Source organism: Agromyces flavus (assembly GCF_900104685.1).
Lineage (GTDB): Bacteria > Actinomycetota > Actinomycetes > Actinomycetales > Microbacteriaceae > Agromyces > Agromyces flavus.
Map to the genome: position 1 here is coordinate 663,492 of NZ_LT629755.1, position 14,260 is coordinate 677,751.

Annotated in this window: 13 protein-coding genes; 7 read left to right on the forward strand and 6 right to left on the reverse strand. The window is 70.8% G+C overall.

From position 1 onward, the window contains the following. Nucleotides 1–7: 7 nt before the first annotated feature. Nucleotides 8–931, forward strand: coding sequence for a cation diffusion facilitator family transporter (locus BLT99_RS03240; protein ID WP_092675543.1), 924 nt, complete (start codon nt 8–10; stop codon nt 929–931). Between the two features lie 12 nt (nt 932–943). Here BLT99_RS03240 and BLT99_RS03245 read toward each other — a convergent pair whose 3' ends face one another. From BLT99_RS03245 to BLT99_RS18155, 5 genes are all read right to left on the reverse strand, one after another. Further along, nucleotides 944–2,107 carry an epoxide hydrolase family protein gene (locus BLT99_RS03245; RefSeq protein WP_092669238.1) on the reverse strand — a complete coding sequence of 388 codons (1,164 nt, stop codon included), beginning with the start codon at nt 2,105–2,107 and terminating at the stop codon, nt 944–946. A gap of 123 nt (nt 2,108–2,230) precedes the next feature. Further along, nucleotides 2,231–2,911 (reverse strand): helix-turn-helix domain-containing protein, encoded by a 681-nt coding sequence (locus BLT99_RS03250; protein WP_092669239.1) that lies wholly within the window; start codon nt 2,909–2,911, stop codon nt 2,231–2,233. Between the two features lie 49 nt (nt 2,912–2,960). Beyond that, entirely contained in the window at nt 2,961–3,785 is an 825-nt protein-coding gene (locus tag BLT99_RS03255; protein ID WP_092675546.1) for a DedA family protein, read from the reverse strand. Nucleotides 3,786–3,937: 152 nt separating this feature from the next. Next, nucleotides 3,938–4,642, reverse strand: a complete 705-nt coding sequence (locus tag BLT99_RS03260) for a response regulator (protein WP_092669240.1) — start codon at nt 4,640–4,642, stop codon at nt 3,938–3,940. Then, nucleotides 4,635–6,290 (reverse strand): sensor histidine kinase, encoded by a 1,656-nt coding sequence (locus BLT99_RS18155; RefSeq protein WP_092669241.1) that lies wholly within the window; start codon nt 6,288–6,290, stop codon nt 4,635–4,637. Before BLT99_RS18155 ends, BLT99_RS03260 begins: the two co-directional genes overlap by 8 nt. 179 nt (nt 6,291–6,469) lie before the next feature. Here BLT99_RS18155 and BLT99_RS03270 point away from each other — a divergent pair, with 179 nt between their 5' ends. From BLT99_RS03270 to merB, 4 genes are all read left to right on the forward strand, one after another. Beyond that, nucleotides 6,470–7,891: a cation:dicarboxylate symporter family transporter gene (locus BLT99_RS03270; RefSeq protein WP_092669242.1), complete on the forward strand. Its 1,422-nt coding sequence runs from the start codon at nt 6,470–6,472 to the stop codon at nt 7,889–7,891. 197 nt (nt 7,892–8,088) lie between these two features. Continuing rightward, nucleotides 8,089–9,285 carry an NAD(P)/FAD-dependent oxidoreductase gene (locus BLT99_RS03275; RefSeq protein ID WP_092669243.1) on the forward strand — a complete coding sequence of 399 codons (1,197 nt, stop codon included), beginning with the start codon at nt 8,089–8,091 and terminating at the stop codon, nt 9,283–9,285. Nucleotides 9,286–9,369: 84 nt separating this feature from the next. Next, nucleotides 9,370–10,161, forward strand: a complete 792-nt coding sequence (locus tag BLT99_RS03280) for a ZIP family metal transporter (RefSeq protein ID WP_092669245.1) — start codon at nt 9,370–9,372, stop codon at nt 10,159–10,161. Nucleotides 10,162–10,237: 76 nt separating this feature from the next. Continuing rightward, a complete protein-coding gene (merB, locus tag BLT99_RS03285) occupies nt 10,238–10,903 on the forward strand; it encodes an organomercurial lyase (protein WP_092669246.1) in 666 nt (221 codons plus the stop codon). A gap of 111 nt (nt 10,904–11,014) precedes the next feature. Here merB and BLT99_RS03290 read toward each other — a convergent pair whose 3' ends face one another. Beyond that, a complete protein-coding gene (locus BLT99_RS03290) occupies nt 11,015–12,037 on the reverse strand; it encodes a VOC family protein (RefSeq protein WP_092669247.1) in 1,023 nt (340 codons plus the stop codon). Nucleotides 12,038–12,195: 158 nt separating this feature from the next. On the opposite strand from BLT99_RS03290, the gene BLT99_RS03295 reads away from it, so the two are divergent. Then, on the forward strand, nt 12,196–12,960 hold the full coding sequence (locus BLT99_RS03295) for an IclR family transcriptional regulator (RefSeq protein WP_092669248.1): 765 nt from the start codon (nt 12,196–12,198) through the stop codon (nt 12,958–12,960). A gap of 104 nt (nt 12,961–13,064) precedes the next feature. After that, nucleotides 13,065–14,258, forward strand: coding sequence for a 4-hydroxybenzoate 3-monooxygenase (locus BLT99_RS03300; protein WP_229724706.1), 1,194 nt, complete (start codon nt 13,065–13,067; stop codon nt 14,256–14,258). Nucleotides 14,259–14,260: the final 2 nt, after the last annotated feature.

The following is a 14,260-nucleotide window of genomic DNA, read 5'->3' on the forward strand; positions in this document are numbered from 1 at the left end:
AATGGACATGGCACACGCACACGACCACGGCTCCGCGTCGACCGATCGCAGGCGGCTCGTGATCGCGATCGCGATCATCGGCGCATTCCTCGTCGTGCAGGTGGTCGGCGGGGTGCTGAGCGGGTCGCTCGCACTGCTCGCCGATGCCGGCCACATGACGAGCGACCTCCTCGGCCTGGTCATCGCACTCGGTGCGGCGGTCGTGGCCGCTCGCCCCGCGAACGACCGGCAGACCTACGGCTTCCGGCGCTTCGAGGTGTTCGGTGCGCTCGCCAACGGCGTGATCCTCATCGTCGTGGCCGTGACGGTGTCGGCGGGCGCGATCGATCGACTCGTCTCGGGCACCGAGGGCGAGGCGCACGAGGTCGCGGGCGGTCTCATGCTTGCGGTCGCGCTCGCCGGGCTCGCCGCGAACGTCGCCGCGATGCTCGTGCTGCGAAGCGGCGCGAAAGGGTCCATGAATGTTCGCGGCGTCTACCTCGAGGTGCTCGGCGACACGATCGGCTCGGTGCTCGTCATCGGGGCGGCACTCGTGATCGTCGCCACCGGATGGAACGCCGCCGACGCCATCGCGTCGCTCGCGATCGCGGTGCTCATCGTGCCGCGCGCGCTGCTGCTGCTGCGCGACGTGATGCGCGTGCTCAGCCAGTCGACGCCCGCCGAGACGGATGTCGCGGAGATCCGCGACCACATCCTGCGCACGCGCGGCGTGGTCGCCGTGCACGACGTGCACGTGTGGGCGATCACGACCGGGGCGCACGTGTTCAGCGCCCACGTCGAGGTCGAGCCCGCGGTCTTCGCCGACGATCGGGTCGGCGCGCTGCTCGACGAGCTCGGCGGATGCCTCAGCGAGCACTTCGACGTCGATCACTCCACGTTCCAGCTCGAGCCCTCGGGTCGCGGGCAGCACGAGCACGCGACGCACGCGTAGCGCGCGGTCGAGTCAGGCGGCGAGCAGCCCCGCGAAGTACCTGCGGAGGTCGCCGACGAGTTGCTCCGGTGCCTCCATCGCCGGGAAGTGACCGCCGCGCGGATGCTCGCTCCAGAACGCGAGGCGCCCGTCGGGATCGAGGATGCGCCGCATGAGCGGCTCCTCGCCGAACGCCGCCATCCCCTGCGGTCGATCGTGGTGGCGTCCCCACGCTGCCTGGGCGTGCGCCGCCTCGTAGAGCAGGTTGACCTCGCCGTCTCCGTTCCGGCCGAACCACGCCACGGTGACGAGCGTGAGCAGCGCGTCGAGATCGACCGCGTCCTCGGGCAGCTCGCGCTCGGGGTCGGTCCACTCCCGGAACTTCTCCACGATCCACATCGCCTGGGCGATCGGCGAGTCCGTGAGGCCGTAGGCGACGCTGAGCGGCCTCGTCGTCTGCAGCGCGAGGTAGCCGAAGTCCTCGGTCCGCGCATCCTTCAGCCGTTCGTGCCGCTCGTGCTCGTCGGCGGTGAGGTGGTCGGTGGGCGGCGTGTACTGGGTCGCGATCGCACCCGGGTCGGTCGCCGAGATCGAACCCAGCACACGGTCGCCGGCGTCGAGGCAGAGCTGCTCGATGACGCCGGCGCCGACGTCTTCGCCGAACACCGCGTAGCGGTCGTAGCCCAGCGCCTGCATGAGCTCGTCGAACGCGTGCGCGGTACGGACGATGTCCCACCCGTGGCTCATGAGCGGGATCGAGAATCCGCAGCCCGGGATGGAGGGCGCGACGACGTGGAACTCCGGAGCCGCGCCATCCGCCCGCATGCCGTCGATCGTGCCCCGACCAGCGTCGGCGAGCATCGGCAGCACGGCGGCGAACTCGACCGCCGACGACGGGTAGCCGTGCACGAGCAGAAGTGGCACAGCGGCATCATCCGCGGCGCGGACGTGGAAGCAGTGGATCGGTTGGCCCTCGATGATCGCCGTCACCTGCGGCAGCCGGTTGAGCTTCGCCTCCTCCTCGCGCCAGTCGTACTGCGTGCGCCAGTACCGGGCGAGTCGCTTCGCGTAGGACACCGGTGTCCCACGCTCCCATGACCCGGTGAGGTCGCTCGGCCACCGTGTCCGTTCGAGCCGATCGTTCAAGTCGGCGAGGTCGGCGTCGGGGATGGCGATCGTGGTCGGTCGGATGTCCATGTCTCTCAGTCCTCTCGGAGCGCATCCGCGGTTCGGCGCTCCGTTCGGTCACCGGAGTGCCCGACCCAGAAGTGAAGCCGATCGACCGCCGTGCGTCTTGAACGCGAGCGACATCCGACCGCGTCAGACCGGCTCGCCGCGGTGCTGCGACTGGCCCGGCGTGCATCCGGTGAGCCGTTTGACCTCACGCGTGAGGTGCGACTGGTCGGCGTAACCGAGGTCGTAGGCGACGTCGGCGATCGCCTCGCCCGTCTGGAGTCGGTTCACCGCCGCCCGCGCGCGTGAGATCTGCCGGACGTGGTGAGGACTGAGTCCGGTGACCTTGGCGAAATGCCGCTGCACCGATCGGACGGAGACCCCCGGGGGTCGCCCGACGAGGATCGACTCGACGATCTGATCGTGTGCGAGGAGCCCGTGGGCGGCGAACGCCTCCACGAGGTCGTCGACCGTCTCGTAGTCCGGGAACGGCCACCGGACGTCCGCCAGGTCGAAGGCCGTCGCCTGCGGCATCCTGAGCGCGATCGTGCGATCGCACATGTCGGCGGCCGCGCAGTGCGTGAAGTAGCAGCCCTGGACGAATCGGACTCCGATGTTCCGGTTCCCGGCGGTGTACGGCACCGGCGTCGGCTGCGACGACGGCCCGCTCAGGAGCACGCGGCGGCCGCCTGCGGCCAGATCGGAGAAGATCATGTCCCAGCAGGCATCGGCGGCGGCGAGATAGGTGCCGTCGCTCGTATCGACGGTCCTCCAGACGACGTCGACGAGTGCGGAGCGTGAGGCTTTCTCTTCGTAGAGGAAGCTCATGCGGCCGAGTGTAGGCCCGGGGCGCGGGCGCCGCACCCCGCGTGCGGGATCAGCGATCGGCGGGCGGACCCTCGTCGCCGTGACCCCGGCTGCGGCCGTGACCGTCGTGCCCGTGGTCTCCTTCGAGGTGCGGAGGGCGGTCGAAGACGTCGGGGTCGAGCACGAGCTCCTCGGCCTCGTGCTCGTCGGTGATGACGTCGGCTCCGGCCTCCTCGGCCTTCCGGGCCTTGCGGCGCTCGCTGAAGTAGTGCCATGCGGTGATGAGCGCAGTCCCGCCGACGGCGATCAGGAGGATGATGTCGATGTAGTCGCGGACCAGGTCGGCGACCGGCGGGATGAAGCTGACGAGATAGCCGAACATGGTGAGGCCGAAGCCCCAGATGACGGCGCCGATGAAGTTGTAGAGCGAGTACCGCGCGCGGTGCATGTGGCCGACGCCGGCCGCGACGGGTGCGAAGGTGCGCACGACCGGCACGAACCGCGCGAGGATGATCGTCAGGCCGCCGAAGCGCTCGAAGAAGGCATTGGTGCGTTCGACGTTCTTGACGCTGAAGAGGCCGCTCTCCTTGCGTTCGAACACCTTCGGGCCGCCGCGGTGCCCGATCTCGTAGCCCACCTCGCCTCCGACGAACGCCGACAACCCGATGAGCAGCGCGACGAGCCAGACCGAGACGCCGAACACGCCGTTGGGCGGCACGACGTCGGGGTTCGACAGCAGGCCCGAGATGATCAGCAGGGTGTCTCCGGGCAGCAGGAAGCCCACGAGCAGGCCCGTCTCGGCGAACACGATGAAGCACACGACGAGCAGCGCCCATGGACCGGCCGCCTGGATGATCGACTCGGGGTCGAGCCAGGGGATGAGCGCGGTATGGATCACGTCGTGGTGCTCCTGTCGTCGGGCACGGCCGTGGCCGGGTCGCGGGCGGCGTGGTGTCCGTGCAGTCTACCGAGCGGAGTCCGCACGGGGGTGGGGCCCGCCCCCGAATCCGCCGAGCGGATGACTCGGGGCCGCGTCGCCCGGGCGGCTCAGCGCCTCCGGTACTCCACCTCGGGGCGGCCGGGCGTGCCGTAGCGGTTGGCGCGTTCCACCGCACCGGTGTCGGCGAGGTGCTCGAGGTACCGGCGCGCAGTGACGCGCGAGAGGTCGAGACGGCCCGCGAGCTCGGCCGCCGAGACGCCGCCCGCGGGGGCATCGCGGACTGCGGTGCGCACCCGGTCGAGCGTCTCGCGCGTGAGTCCCTTCGGCAGGTCGGCGCCCGACGTCGTTCGCAGCGCCGCGAACGACGCGTCGACCTCCTGCTGGTCGGTGACCTCCGCTCGCCCCACACGCGAGCGGTAGTCCCGGTAGGCGTTGAGCTTCTCGGCGAACGCGGCGAAGGCGAAGGGCTTGATGAGGTACTGCACGATGCCGAGGGCGACCGCCGAGCGCACGACGGCCGCGTCGCGCACGGCCGTGACCGCGATGACGTCGATCTCGATGCCGGCCGCGCGAAGTGAGCGGCACAGCTCGATGCCGGTCGTGTCGGGCAGGTTGACGTCGAGGAGGATCAGGTCGATGCCGGCGATGGACCCGTCGGGTCGACGGGCGTCCCGCAGCCGGCGCACGGCCTCGGCCCCGGTGTGCGCGACGCCGGCGACCTCGAATCCCGAGACGCGGCCCACGTATGCGGCGTGCGCCTCGGCGGTGAGGCGCTCATCCTCGACGACGAGGACGCGGATGTCGTCAGGCATCGCGAGCCCCCGGCACCGGAGCGGTCGACGCCGTCGGCAGCGGCAGGGCGACCTCGAAGCGCGAGCCCTCCACCCGGATGTCGCCGCCCAGGCGCGCGACGGACTGGCGCACGAGCGCGAGCCCGATGCCATGGCCGTGCGAGGAGGCCCCCGCGCCATCCGACGCCTCGCGAGGCTTCGTGGAGACGCCGAGGTCGAAGACCCGCGCCCCGGTACGCGGCCCCGGCCCGCTGTCGGCGATGGCGACGACCAGCCGTCCGTCGCGCGTGGCGATCGAGACCTCGACGGCCGGCGAAGGCGTCGAGGCGGCCGCGTCGAGCGCGTTGTCGATGAGGTTGCCGACGATCGTGATGGTCTCGCGGGGGTCGATCCCGGTGGTCGCGAGCCGCTCGGGCAGGTCGACCTCGAAGCGGATGCCGCGCTCGCCGGCCTGCGCGGCCTTGCCGAGCAGCAGGGCCAGCAGCACCGGTTCCTCCACGGCCGAGAGCAGCCGGTCGGCGAGCGCCTGGCTGAGCGCGAGCTCGCTCGAGGCGAGCTCGACGGCTTCGTCGGATCGTCCGAGCTCGATGAGCGCGATGATGGTGTGCAGGCGGTTCGCGAACTCGTGCGCCTGCGAGCGCAGCGCGTCGGAGAGCGTGGTCATGTTCGCGAGCTCGCCCGTGAGCTCCTGCAGTCGGGTGTGGTCGCGCAGCGTCGTGACCGTTCCCACCCGGCGCGCGTGCGGGTCGCCGGGTCGGAGCCGCGAGACGATCACGTCGCGGTCGACCACGAGCACGTGCGTCGGTGTGACGACGATCTCGTCGATGACGGCGTCGGTGCGCGCCAGCACCTCGGCGACAGACGGCGCGAGCCCGAGCGCGTCGAGGGGCGCCGGTGCGGCATGCCGACCCGTGGGCTTCGGCAGTCCGAGCAGCTCGGCGGCACGGTCGTTGGCGAGCACGACCCGGTTGCGGTCGTCCTGCAGCACCAGCCCTTCGCCGATGGAGTGCAGCACGCCCTCGTAGTACGCGAACATGCGGCTCATCTCCTCGGCGCCGCGACCCCACGTGACGCGCCGCAGGTAGCGACTGAGCAACCATGATCCGAGCGCACCGAGCGCGATCATCACGGCGGCCGCGACGATCACCGTCGCGATCCGCCCGCCGAGCGCGACCTGGGTGTTCGACACCGTGATACCCGCCGCGACCAGCGCGACGACCTCGCCCGAGGCATCCTCGATCGGCACCACCGACCGCACCGACGGCCCGAGCGTGCCCGTGTAGGTCTCGCTGAACGGCTCGCCCGCGAGCGCCCGGTCGATGTTGCCGAGGAACTGCTGCCCGATCTGCGTCGGATCGGGGTGCGTGAAGCGCGTGCGGTCGGGCGCCATGATCGTGATGAAGTCGACCTCGGCCTCGCGCATGACGTCGACGGCGTAGGGCTGCAGCTCGGCGGTCGGGTCGTCGGACTGCACACCGTCGACCACGAAGGGATCGTTCGCGATGGTCTGCGCGACCGCCATCGACTTCGCGGCCGCATCCCGTTCGACGTCGGCGCGCGCGTCGGCCCAGATGAGCGCCACGGCGATCACGGCGAGCACGACGATCACGGCGAGCTGCAGCGCGAACAGCTTGGCGGCGATGCTCCAGCCGCGCACCCATCGCACCATGTCCACCTCGCAACGTCGCTGTCCGCTCTCACGATACGTCCCGGGTCGGTCACCGCAGCCGGTCCTGCCGCGAACAGTATGAACACAAGCGGATGGCGCGCCATCCGCCCGCGCATGCTGGCCCGACACCCCGAATCGTCGCCACCGGCGATGACCGACCAAGGAAGACAGGGACGGCAATGGCGCTCCAGTCTCGCGTCGACGGCTCGAAGGCCCGACGGAGGATCGACTCCTCGCACTACCTCTACATCGCGGTGATCGCGGCGGTCGTCGCCGGCATCGCCGTGGGCCTCTCGGCCCCCGAGTTCGCGGTCGGCCTCAAGCCGATCGGCGACGCATTCGTCCTGCTCATCAAGATGATGATCGCCCCGATCATCTTCTGCACGATCGTGCTCGGCGTCGGCTCGATCGCCAAGGCCGCGACGGTCGGCAAGGTCGGCGGACTGGCGCTGCTGTACTTCATGGTCATGTCGACGTTCGCGCTCGGCATCGGCCTCGTGGTCGGCAACCTCATCCACCCCGGCGAGGGCCTGAACATCGCGGGCGCCTCCTACGACGCCGGATCCGGCGAGGCGAAGACGACCGAGGAGTTCATCCTCGGCATCATCCCGACGTCGCTGCTCGCGGCGCTCACCGACGGCAACATCCTCCAGGTGCTGTTCGTCGCGCTGCTCGTCGGCTTCGCGCTGCAGAAGATGGGCGCGAAGGGCGCACCGATCCTCGGGGCCATCCGGCAGATCCAGGCGCTCGTGTTCCGGATCCTCGCGATGATCATGTGGGTCGCCCCGATCGGCGCGTTCGGCGCGATCGCCGCGGTCGTCGGCAACACCGGCGTCGCCGCCATCATCTCGCTCGGCACGCTCATGGTCGCGTTCTACATCACGTGCGTGCTGTTCATCGTGGTCGTGCTCGGGTCGCTGCTCTGGGCCGTCGCGCGGGTCAACATCTTCTCGATGATGCGCTACCTCGGCCGCGAGTACCTGCTCATCGTCTCGACCTCATCGAGCGAGGTCGCGCTGCCGCGCCTCATCGCGAAGATGGAGCACGCCGGCGTGTCCAAGCCGGTCGCCGGCGTCACGATTCCGACGGGGTACTCGTTCAACCTCGACGGCACCGCGATCTACCTCACGATGGCGTCGCTGTTCATCGCCTCGGCCATGGGGACGCCGCTCGCGATCGGCGAGCAGATCGGCCTGCTGCTGTTCATGATGGTCGCCTCGAAGGGCGCGGCGGGCGTGACCGGTGCCGGCCTCGCGACGCTCGCCGGCGGCCTGCAGGCGCACCGCCCCGACCTCGTCGACGGCGTCGGCGTGATCGTCGGCATCGACCGGTTCATGTCGGAGGCTCGCGCGCTCACCAACTTCACCGGCAACGCCGTCGCGACCCTGCTGGTGGGCACCTGGACCAAGGAGCTCGACCGCGACCAGCTGCGGTCGGTGCTCTCGGGTGAGCGGCCGTTCGACGAGACCACGATGAGCGTCGACGACCACCTGTCGACCGATGAGCGCGCCGAGGTCGAACGCGAGCAGCGGCCGTCGACCGAGGCGATCGCCGCGATCGTCGGCGAGTTGGACCACGAGAAGGAGGGCGCGCGCCGGTGACCCGGGTCGCCTCCACGCCGTCGACGCGGGTCGCTCCGCGTCGGCGGCGCGGTCCGTGGCGGCCGCGGTGTCGGACGACCCACGACCCGGCGGACTACGCCTCCGTCACGGCCGCGTCAACGGGTCGCGGCCGCGCCGTCCGCCGCATAGCGTGACCCGGGCTGCACCCGCAGCTCGAGTTCGTGGAGGCGAGACGGATGATCCATCACCGCGTCGTGGTCGTCGGAGGCGGGAACGCGGGACTGTCGGTGGCGGGCCGGCTGCATCGCAAAGGGGTCGACGACGTCGTCGTGATCGAACCCCGCGAGGAGCACCGCTTCCAGCCGCTGTTCTCCCACGTCGCGGGCGGGAGGGCGCGTCTCAGCATGACCGTGCGGCCCCAGGCCGAGGCGATGCCGAGCGGCGTGGGGTGGATCCGCGACGCGGTCGACGACATCGATCCGGAGCGGGCCACGGTCACGCTCGCCTCGGGTCGGTCCGTCGCCTACGACCACCTGGTCGTGTGTCCCGGCATCCAGCTGGACTGGGACCGGATCCCGGGCCTCGCCGCCGCCATCCGCACCCCCGAAGTGGCCTCGCACTACGAGTACGAGCTGGTCTCGAAGGCCTCCAGACTCCTCCGGGAGCTGCGCCGCGGCACGGTCGTGTTCACCCAGCCGCCCGGTCCGGCCAAGTGCGCGGGTGCGGCGCAGAAGCCCATGTACCTGGCGTGCGACTACTGGCGCGCGACCGGGGTGCTCGGCGACATCCGCGTCGTGATGATCGTGCCGGACCCGACGGTGTTCGGCATCCCCGAGATCGATCGCGAGCTCGAGCGGAAGATCGCCGAGTACGGCATCGAGCTGCGATGCGAGACCGAGGTGCGATCGGTCGACGGTGAACACCGCACCGTCGAGATCGGATCGACGCGCGGCGGTCCGGCCGAAACGCTGCGGTACGACGTGCTCAACGTCGTGCCGCCGCAGTCGGCTCCCGACTGGCTGAAGTCGACGAGCCTTCCGGCGCCCGGAGATGCCGGCGGATTCGTCGAGGTGGACCCGGAGACCCTCCGTCACGTGCGGTTCCCGAACGTCTGGTCGCTCGGCGACGCGGCGGCGACCCGGAACTCGAAGTCGGGCGGAGCGCTGCGGAAGCAGACGAAGGTGCTCGCCGAGAACCTCCTCGCCGTGCTCCACGGCCGCGAGCCCGCCACGCGCTACAACGGGTACTCCGTGTGCCCGTTCACGGTGTCGCGATCCACCGTCGTGTTCGCCGAGTTCGACGACCGGTACCGGCTGAAGCCCACGATCCCGTTCTGGAAGACGCTGTCGCGGGAGCGGCGCCTCTCCTGGGTGTTCGACCGGCACATCCTGCCGTGGGTGTACTGGCACATGATCCTCAAGGGCCGCGCCTGACATCGCCTGACCTCCACCGGACGGTCCGCACCGCCCGCCCGTCAACCCCTCGCGGGCAGGTGGCGTTCCACGGACACTGAAGCCATGTGGGCGGCCCTGCTGTTCGGGATCGTGGCTTCCGGTTCGCTGGTCATCGGCGCGGTGATCGGCGTGCGGTGGCAGTTGCCGAAGCGCCTGCTCGCGATCATGCTCTCGTTCGCGGCGGGCGCGCTCATCACGGCCCTCACGTTCGAGCTGTTCGAGGACGCGTACGAACGCGGCGGCATCGTGCGTGCGGCAGGCGGGCTGCTCCTGGGCGCGCTGGTCTTCACCGTGCTCAGCGCGCTGCTCGATCGCTGGGCGCAGGCGGGCTCGCGTCCGCAGCCGAGCGCCGAGGTTCCCGGCAGCGTCAAGCTCGACACGGATGCCGCGGCCGCCGACCGCGCACCGACCTCGGCCTCGACGCGTGGCACCGCGGGGCTCGCACTGCTGGCCGCGGTCACGCTCGACGGGGCGCCCGAGAACCTCGCGCTCGGCGTCTCGCTCGGCGAGGCGGCCGGCGGCCTCGCGCTGCTCGCCGCGATCTTCGTCTCGAACCTGCCCGAAGCGCTGGTGGGCGCCTCGTCGATGAAGGCGCAGGGGCGCTCGTCGGCGTCCATCGTCGGCATGTGGGCGATCGCGGCCGCGCTCACGGCCGTCGCCGTGCCCCTCGGCGCGGGGCCGCTCGCGAACACCGATGCCGAGACCATCTCGCTGCCCCTGGCGTTCGCCGCGGGCGCGGTGATCGCCTCGCTCGCCGACACGCTCATGCCCGAGGCCTTCGAGCACGGTGGTCCGGCCGTCGCGCTGAGCACGGCGGCCGGCTTCGTGCTGTCGTTCGTGCTGTCGCTCGCGTGAGCGGCTCCCCGTCCGGGGGCTGGTCGCCCCGTCCGGGGGCTGGTCGGCGCGGCCGGGCGCGCGCAAGACTCGACGGGTGAACGATCGCGATGAGGCGGTCCGCCTCGCCGTCTACCGAGCGCTCGCTGCAACCGGACGCCTGCCCGGGATCGACGAGCTCGCCGTCACGACCTCGCTCGAGCCATCCGAGGTCGAGGAATCGCTCGAGGCGCTCGCCACCGCCCGGCACGTCGTGTTCGACGGCGACCACCGCATCGTGCTCGCGCATCCGTTCGCGACGCGCAACTTCGCGTTCTCGGTCATGGGCGAGCGGACGCTGTGGTGGGGCGGGTGCGCGTGGGACGCCTTCGCGATCCCGCACCTCGTGCCCGACGAACCGTCCGCACTCATCGCGACGACGTGCCCGGCCTGCGGCGCGGCGCACTCGTGGACGGTCACGCGCGAGGCAGCGCCGGACGGCCCGCAGGTGGCGCACTTCCTCACCCCGGTGGCGCACATCTGGGACGACGTGGTGCACGCGTGCGAGCACCAGCGCGTCTTCTGCTCGTCAGAGCACGTCGACGACTGGCTCGAACGCACCGGCAACGACCACGGGTACGTCATGGACCTCGCGACGCTGTGGCGCCTCGCGGCGCACTGGTACGAGGGACGGCTCGACTCGCCGTATCGCCGGCGCGAGCCCGTCGAGGCGCGCGAGTACTTCGCGAGCGTGGGACTGACCGGGGCCTTCTGGGGGAACTGAGCACTCGGCGGCATGACACGACGGATGCCGCGGGCTCCACCCCCGCGGCATCCGTCGTCTCGCGCTGCGCCCGGCCCGACCGGAGAGGAGGCCGGTCGGGCCGCGCACGTCCTAGCCGCGACCCTGCACGGCGTACGGGTTGAGGATCGCCTCCTCGGTTCCCGGAACGATGCCCTCCTCGGTCGCGGTGGGCTTGCCGGGGTCCGGCGGGAAGGACTCGGTCATCGACATCGGCATGGCGCCGTTGCGGTAGAGGTTGTTCGAGCCGGTGGACGGCTTCCACTCGCCGGGCTCCCAGTCGGGCACGTAGTTGCGATAGCCGCCCGTGTTCCACTCGATGCGCATGCCGCTCGGGTCGCGGAAGTAGAGGAAGCTCTGCTCGCCGACGCCGTGGATCGACGGGCCGTACTCGATGTGGGTGCCGCGCTCCATGAGGACGTCGGCGGCCTGGAGCAGCTCCTCGCGCGAGTCGACCCAGAACGCGAAGTGGTTCACGCGGCCGGGGCGGTCGGAGCTGTCGAGCACGACGCCGAGGTCGTGCGACTTCTCGTTCGTGGTGATCACGCCGAACACGGTGACGGGGTAGTCGTCGAGCGTCGTGTAGGCCATGATGCGGAAGCCGAGCACGTCGCGGTACCACTGCGTGAACGCGCGCACGTCGGATGCCGCGACCGTGACGTGGTCGAGTTGACGCGGACCCACGGCGTGCTGCGTGCGCTTCTCCGGGCGGTCCGGGAAGACCGACTTGAACTCCTCGGGCGCGACGTACTTCTCGACCTCCCAGAAGAGCTCCATCGTGTGGCCCCAGGGGCCGGTGAAGCGGTACGAGCGGCCGTGGCCGTGTCCTGCGTCGATCCATTCGCCGGTCACGCCCGCGTCCTCGACGCGCTTCGCGGCCTCGTCGAGCGCCTCGGGGCTCGACGTGCGCCACGCCATGACGTTGAGGGCCGGCTCGGGACCCTGGGCGATCACGAGCGAGTAGTTGTAGTAGTCGCCCCAGGAGCGCAGGTAGACCTTGCCGTTCGCGCGCGACTGGACCCGAAGACCGACCTGCTCCTCGTAGAAGCGGACGGAGGCCTCGACGTCGGGCGCCGCGATCTCGAGGTAGGAGAGGTGGGAGAGGAGTTTGATCATCGTCGATCCTTCAGTCGGGGTGCGGTGATGACGACCGCGTGGTTCGGGTGCCGACGAGCGGCACGTTTCCACTGTCGGCCGTCGCGGGGTATCAGGGAAGCCGAATCTCTTGATGGCGGTCATCGGTCGGATGGATGAGGTTGCCGTACGATGTGCGCATGTCGGGCGGTGGCGCAGATTCGCGGTCGGTCGCGGAGAAGCTCTTCGCCATCGCCGACGCCTTCGCCGGACGCGAATCGCTCGGCTTGACCGAGATCGCGTCGCGCGCACGCCTGCCCCTCTCGACGGCGCACCGGCTCGTGCGGGAGTGGGTCGCATGGGGCGGCCTCGTGCGCGGTGACGACGGACGGTATCGCGTCGGCATGCGGCTCTGGCGGCTCGGCGTCCGGCAGCCGACGGCGCTGCGCCTGCGTCGGATCGCGATGCCCTACCTCGAGGACCTGCTCGAGGCGACGGGCGAGCACGTGCACCTCGCCGTGCGCGACGGCCTCGGTGCGATCTACCTCGAGCGCCTGTCGGGGCCGGGGGCCGTCCCGGTCATCTCGGACGTCGGCTCGCGATTGCCGCTGCACGCGACCGGTGTCGGCCTGGTCCTGCTCGCGCACGCACCCATCGAGGTGTTCGACGAGGTGCTCGCATCAGGCCCGCGGAAGTACCTGCCGAACACGCTCACCGAGGAGCGCGACCTGCGACGCCGGCTCGCCGAGATCCGGTCGTTCGGGATCTCGACGTCGGTCGAGGAGCTCACCAGCGGCGCATTCTCGGTCGCGGCGCCCGTGCGGGATGCCACGGGGGAGGTCGTCGCGGCGGTGTCGATCATCGCGCACGTCGAACGCGTGGCCGAACCGCAGTTCGCCTTGGGCGTGCGGATGGCAGCGCGCGGCATCTCCTCGGCGCTGGGGTACCGCCCGCAGGGGGAGTGAGCTCGCCGAAACCGCTCCTTCCGCTCAGTGGAAGGGTGGTTCCGGATGCCGCCCAGCGGCGGCATGCTCGTCGGGTCCTTCCCAGTGACGTGAGAGGCGTACACGTGCGACAGTCCACCTCCGTGGCCATCATCGGGGCCGGCCCCGCCGGCCTGATGCTCGGCCACCTCCTCGCGCAGGCCGACGTGCCGTTCGTGATCCTCGAGGCCCAGACCCGCGAGCACGTGCTCGGCCGCATCCGCGCCGGCGTGCTCGAGCAGGGCTCGGTCGACCTGCTCGCCGAGCACGGCCTCGACGCCGACCTGCGCGAGCGCGGCCTCACCCACCACGGCATCTACCTGCAGTACGAGGGGCAGCGCCACCACGTCGACTTCGTCGACCTCGTGGGCCGCACGGTCACGGTCTACGGGCAGCAGGCGCTCGTGAAGCACCTGCTCGCCGAGCACGACCGCCTCGGCTCGCACGTGGTCTTCGAGGCCGAGGATGTCGAGCCGGTGGGAGTCGCCGGCTCGCGGCCCACCGTGATCTACACGAAGGACGGTGCGACCGAGGAGCTCGAGTGCGACTTCGTCGTCGGCGCCGACGGCTACCACGGCGTGTGCCGTCGCACGATCCCCGACGGCGGCATCGAGGTCTTCGAGCGCACCTACCCGTTCGGGTGGCTCGGCATCCTCGCCGACGTGCCGCCCTCGACCGACGACCTCATCTACGCGCTGCACCGCGACGGGTTCGGCATGCACTCGATGCGCTCGCTCGAGGTCTCGCGCCTCTACGTGCAGGTCGACCCCGACGAGTCGATCGACGACTGGAGCGACGCGCGCATCTGGGACGCGCTGCAGACCCGCCTCGGCGTCGACGGGTGGGAGCTGACCGAGGGCCCCATCACCGAGAAGTCGATCACGCCCATGCGAAGCTTCGTCGTCTCGACGATGCAGCACGGCCGCATGTTCCTCGCGGGCGACGCAGGGCACATCGTGCCGCCGACGGGCGCGAAAGGCCTGAACTCCGCGATCGCCGACGTGGCGCTGCTGGCTCGCGCCATCCTCGACCACCGCGCCGGCGACGACAGCGGACTCGCGCGCTACAGCGACCGTGCGCTCGCCCGGCAGTGGAAGGTGCAGCAGTTCTCGCAGTGGATGACCGACATGCTGCACGTGCACCACGAGGTGCCGGATGCCTCGGCGCGCGCGTTCCGCTACCGCAGCCAGGTCGGCCAGCTCGAGTACGTCACCGGCTCGCACGCCGCCATGCAGAGCCTCGCCGAGCAGTACGCCGGCCTTCCCTTCACGACGGAGTGACC

Excerpts from the sequence above, each read along its gene's own strand:
- BLT99_RS03240 (WP_092675543.1), top strand. The coding sequence starts at position 8 with ATGGCACACGCACACGACCACGGCTCCGCGTCGACCGATCGCAGGCGG.
- BLT99_RS03245 (WP_092669238.1), bottom strand. The coding sequence starts at position 2,107 with ATGGACATCCGACCGACCACGATCGCCATCCCCGACGCCGACCTCGCC.
- BLT99_RS03250 (WP_092669239.1), bottom strand. The coding sequence starts at position 2,911 with ATGAGCTTCCTCTACGAAGAGAAAGCCTCACGCTCCGCACTCGTCGAC.
- BLT99_RS03260 (WP_092669240.1), bottom strand. The coding sequence starts at position 4,642 with ATGCCTGACGACATCCGCGTCCTCGTCGTCGAGGATGAGCGCCTCACC.
- BLT99_RS18155 (WP_092669241.1), bottom strand. The coding sequence starts at position 6,290 with ATGGTGCGATGGGTGCGCGGCTGGAGCATCGCCGCCAAGCTGTTCGCG.
- BLT99_RS03270 (WP_092669242.1), top strand. The coding sequence starts at position 6,470 with ATGGCGCTCCAGTCTCGCGTCGACGGCTCGAAGGCCCGACGGAGGATC.
- BLT99_RS03275 (WP_092669243.1), top strand. The coding sequence starts at position 8,089 with ATGATCCATCACCGCGTCGTGGTCGTCGGAGGCGGGAACGCGGGACTG.
- BLT99_RS03280 (WP_092669245.1), top strand. The coding sequence starts at position 9,370 with ATGTGGGCGGCCCTGCTGTTCGGGATCGTGGCTTCCGGTTCGCTGGTC.
- BLT99_RS03290 (WP_092669247.1), bottom strand. The coding sequence starts at position 12,037 with ATGATCAAACTCCTCTCCCACCTCTCCTACCTCGAGATCGCGGCGCCC.
- BLT99_RS03295 (WP_092669248.1), top strand. The coding sequence starts at position 12,196 with ATGTCGGGCGGTGGCGCAGATTCGCGGTCGGTCGCGGAGAAGCTCTTC.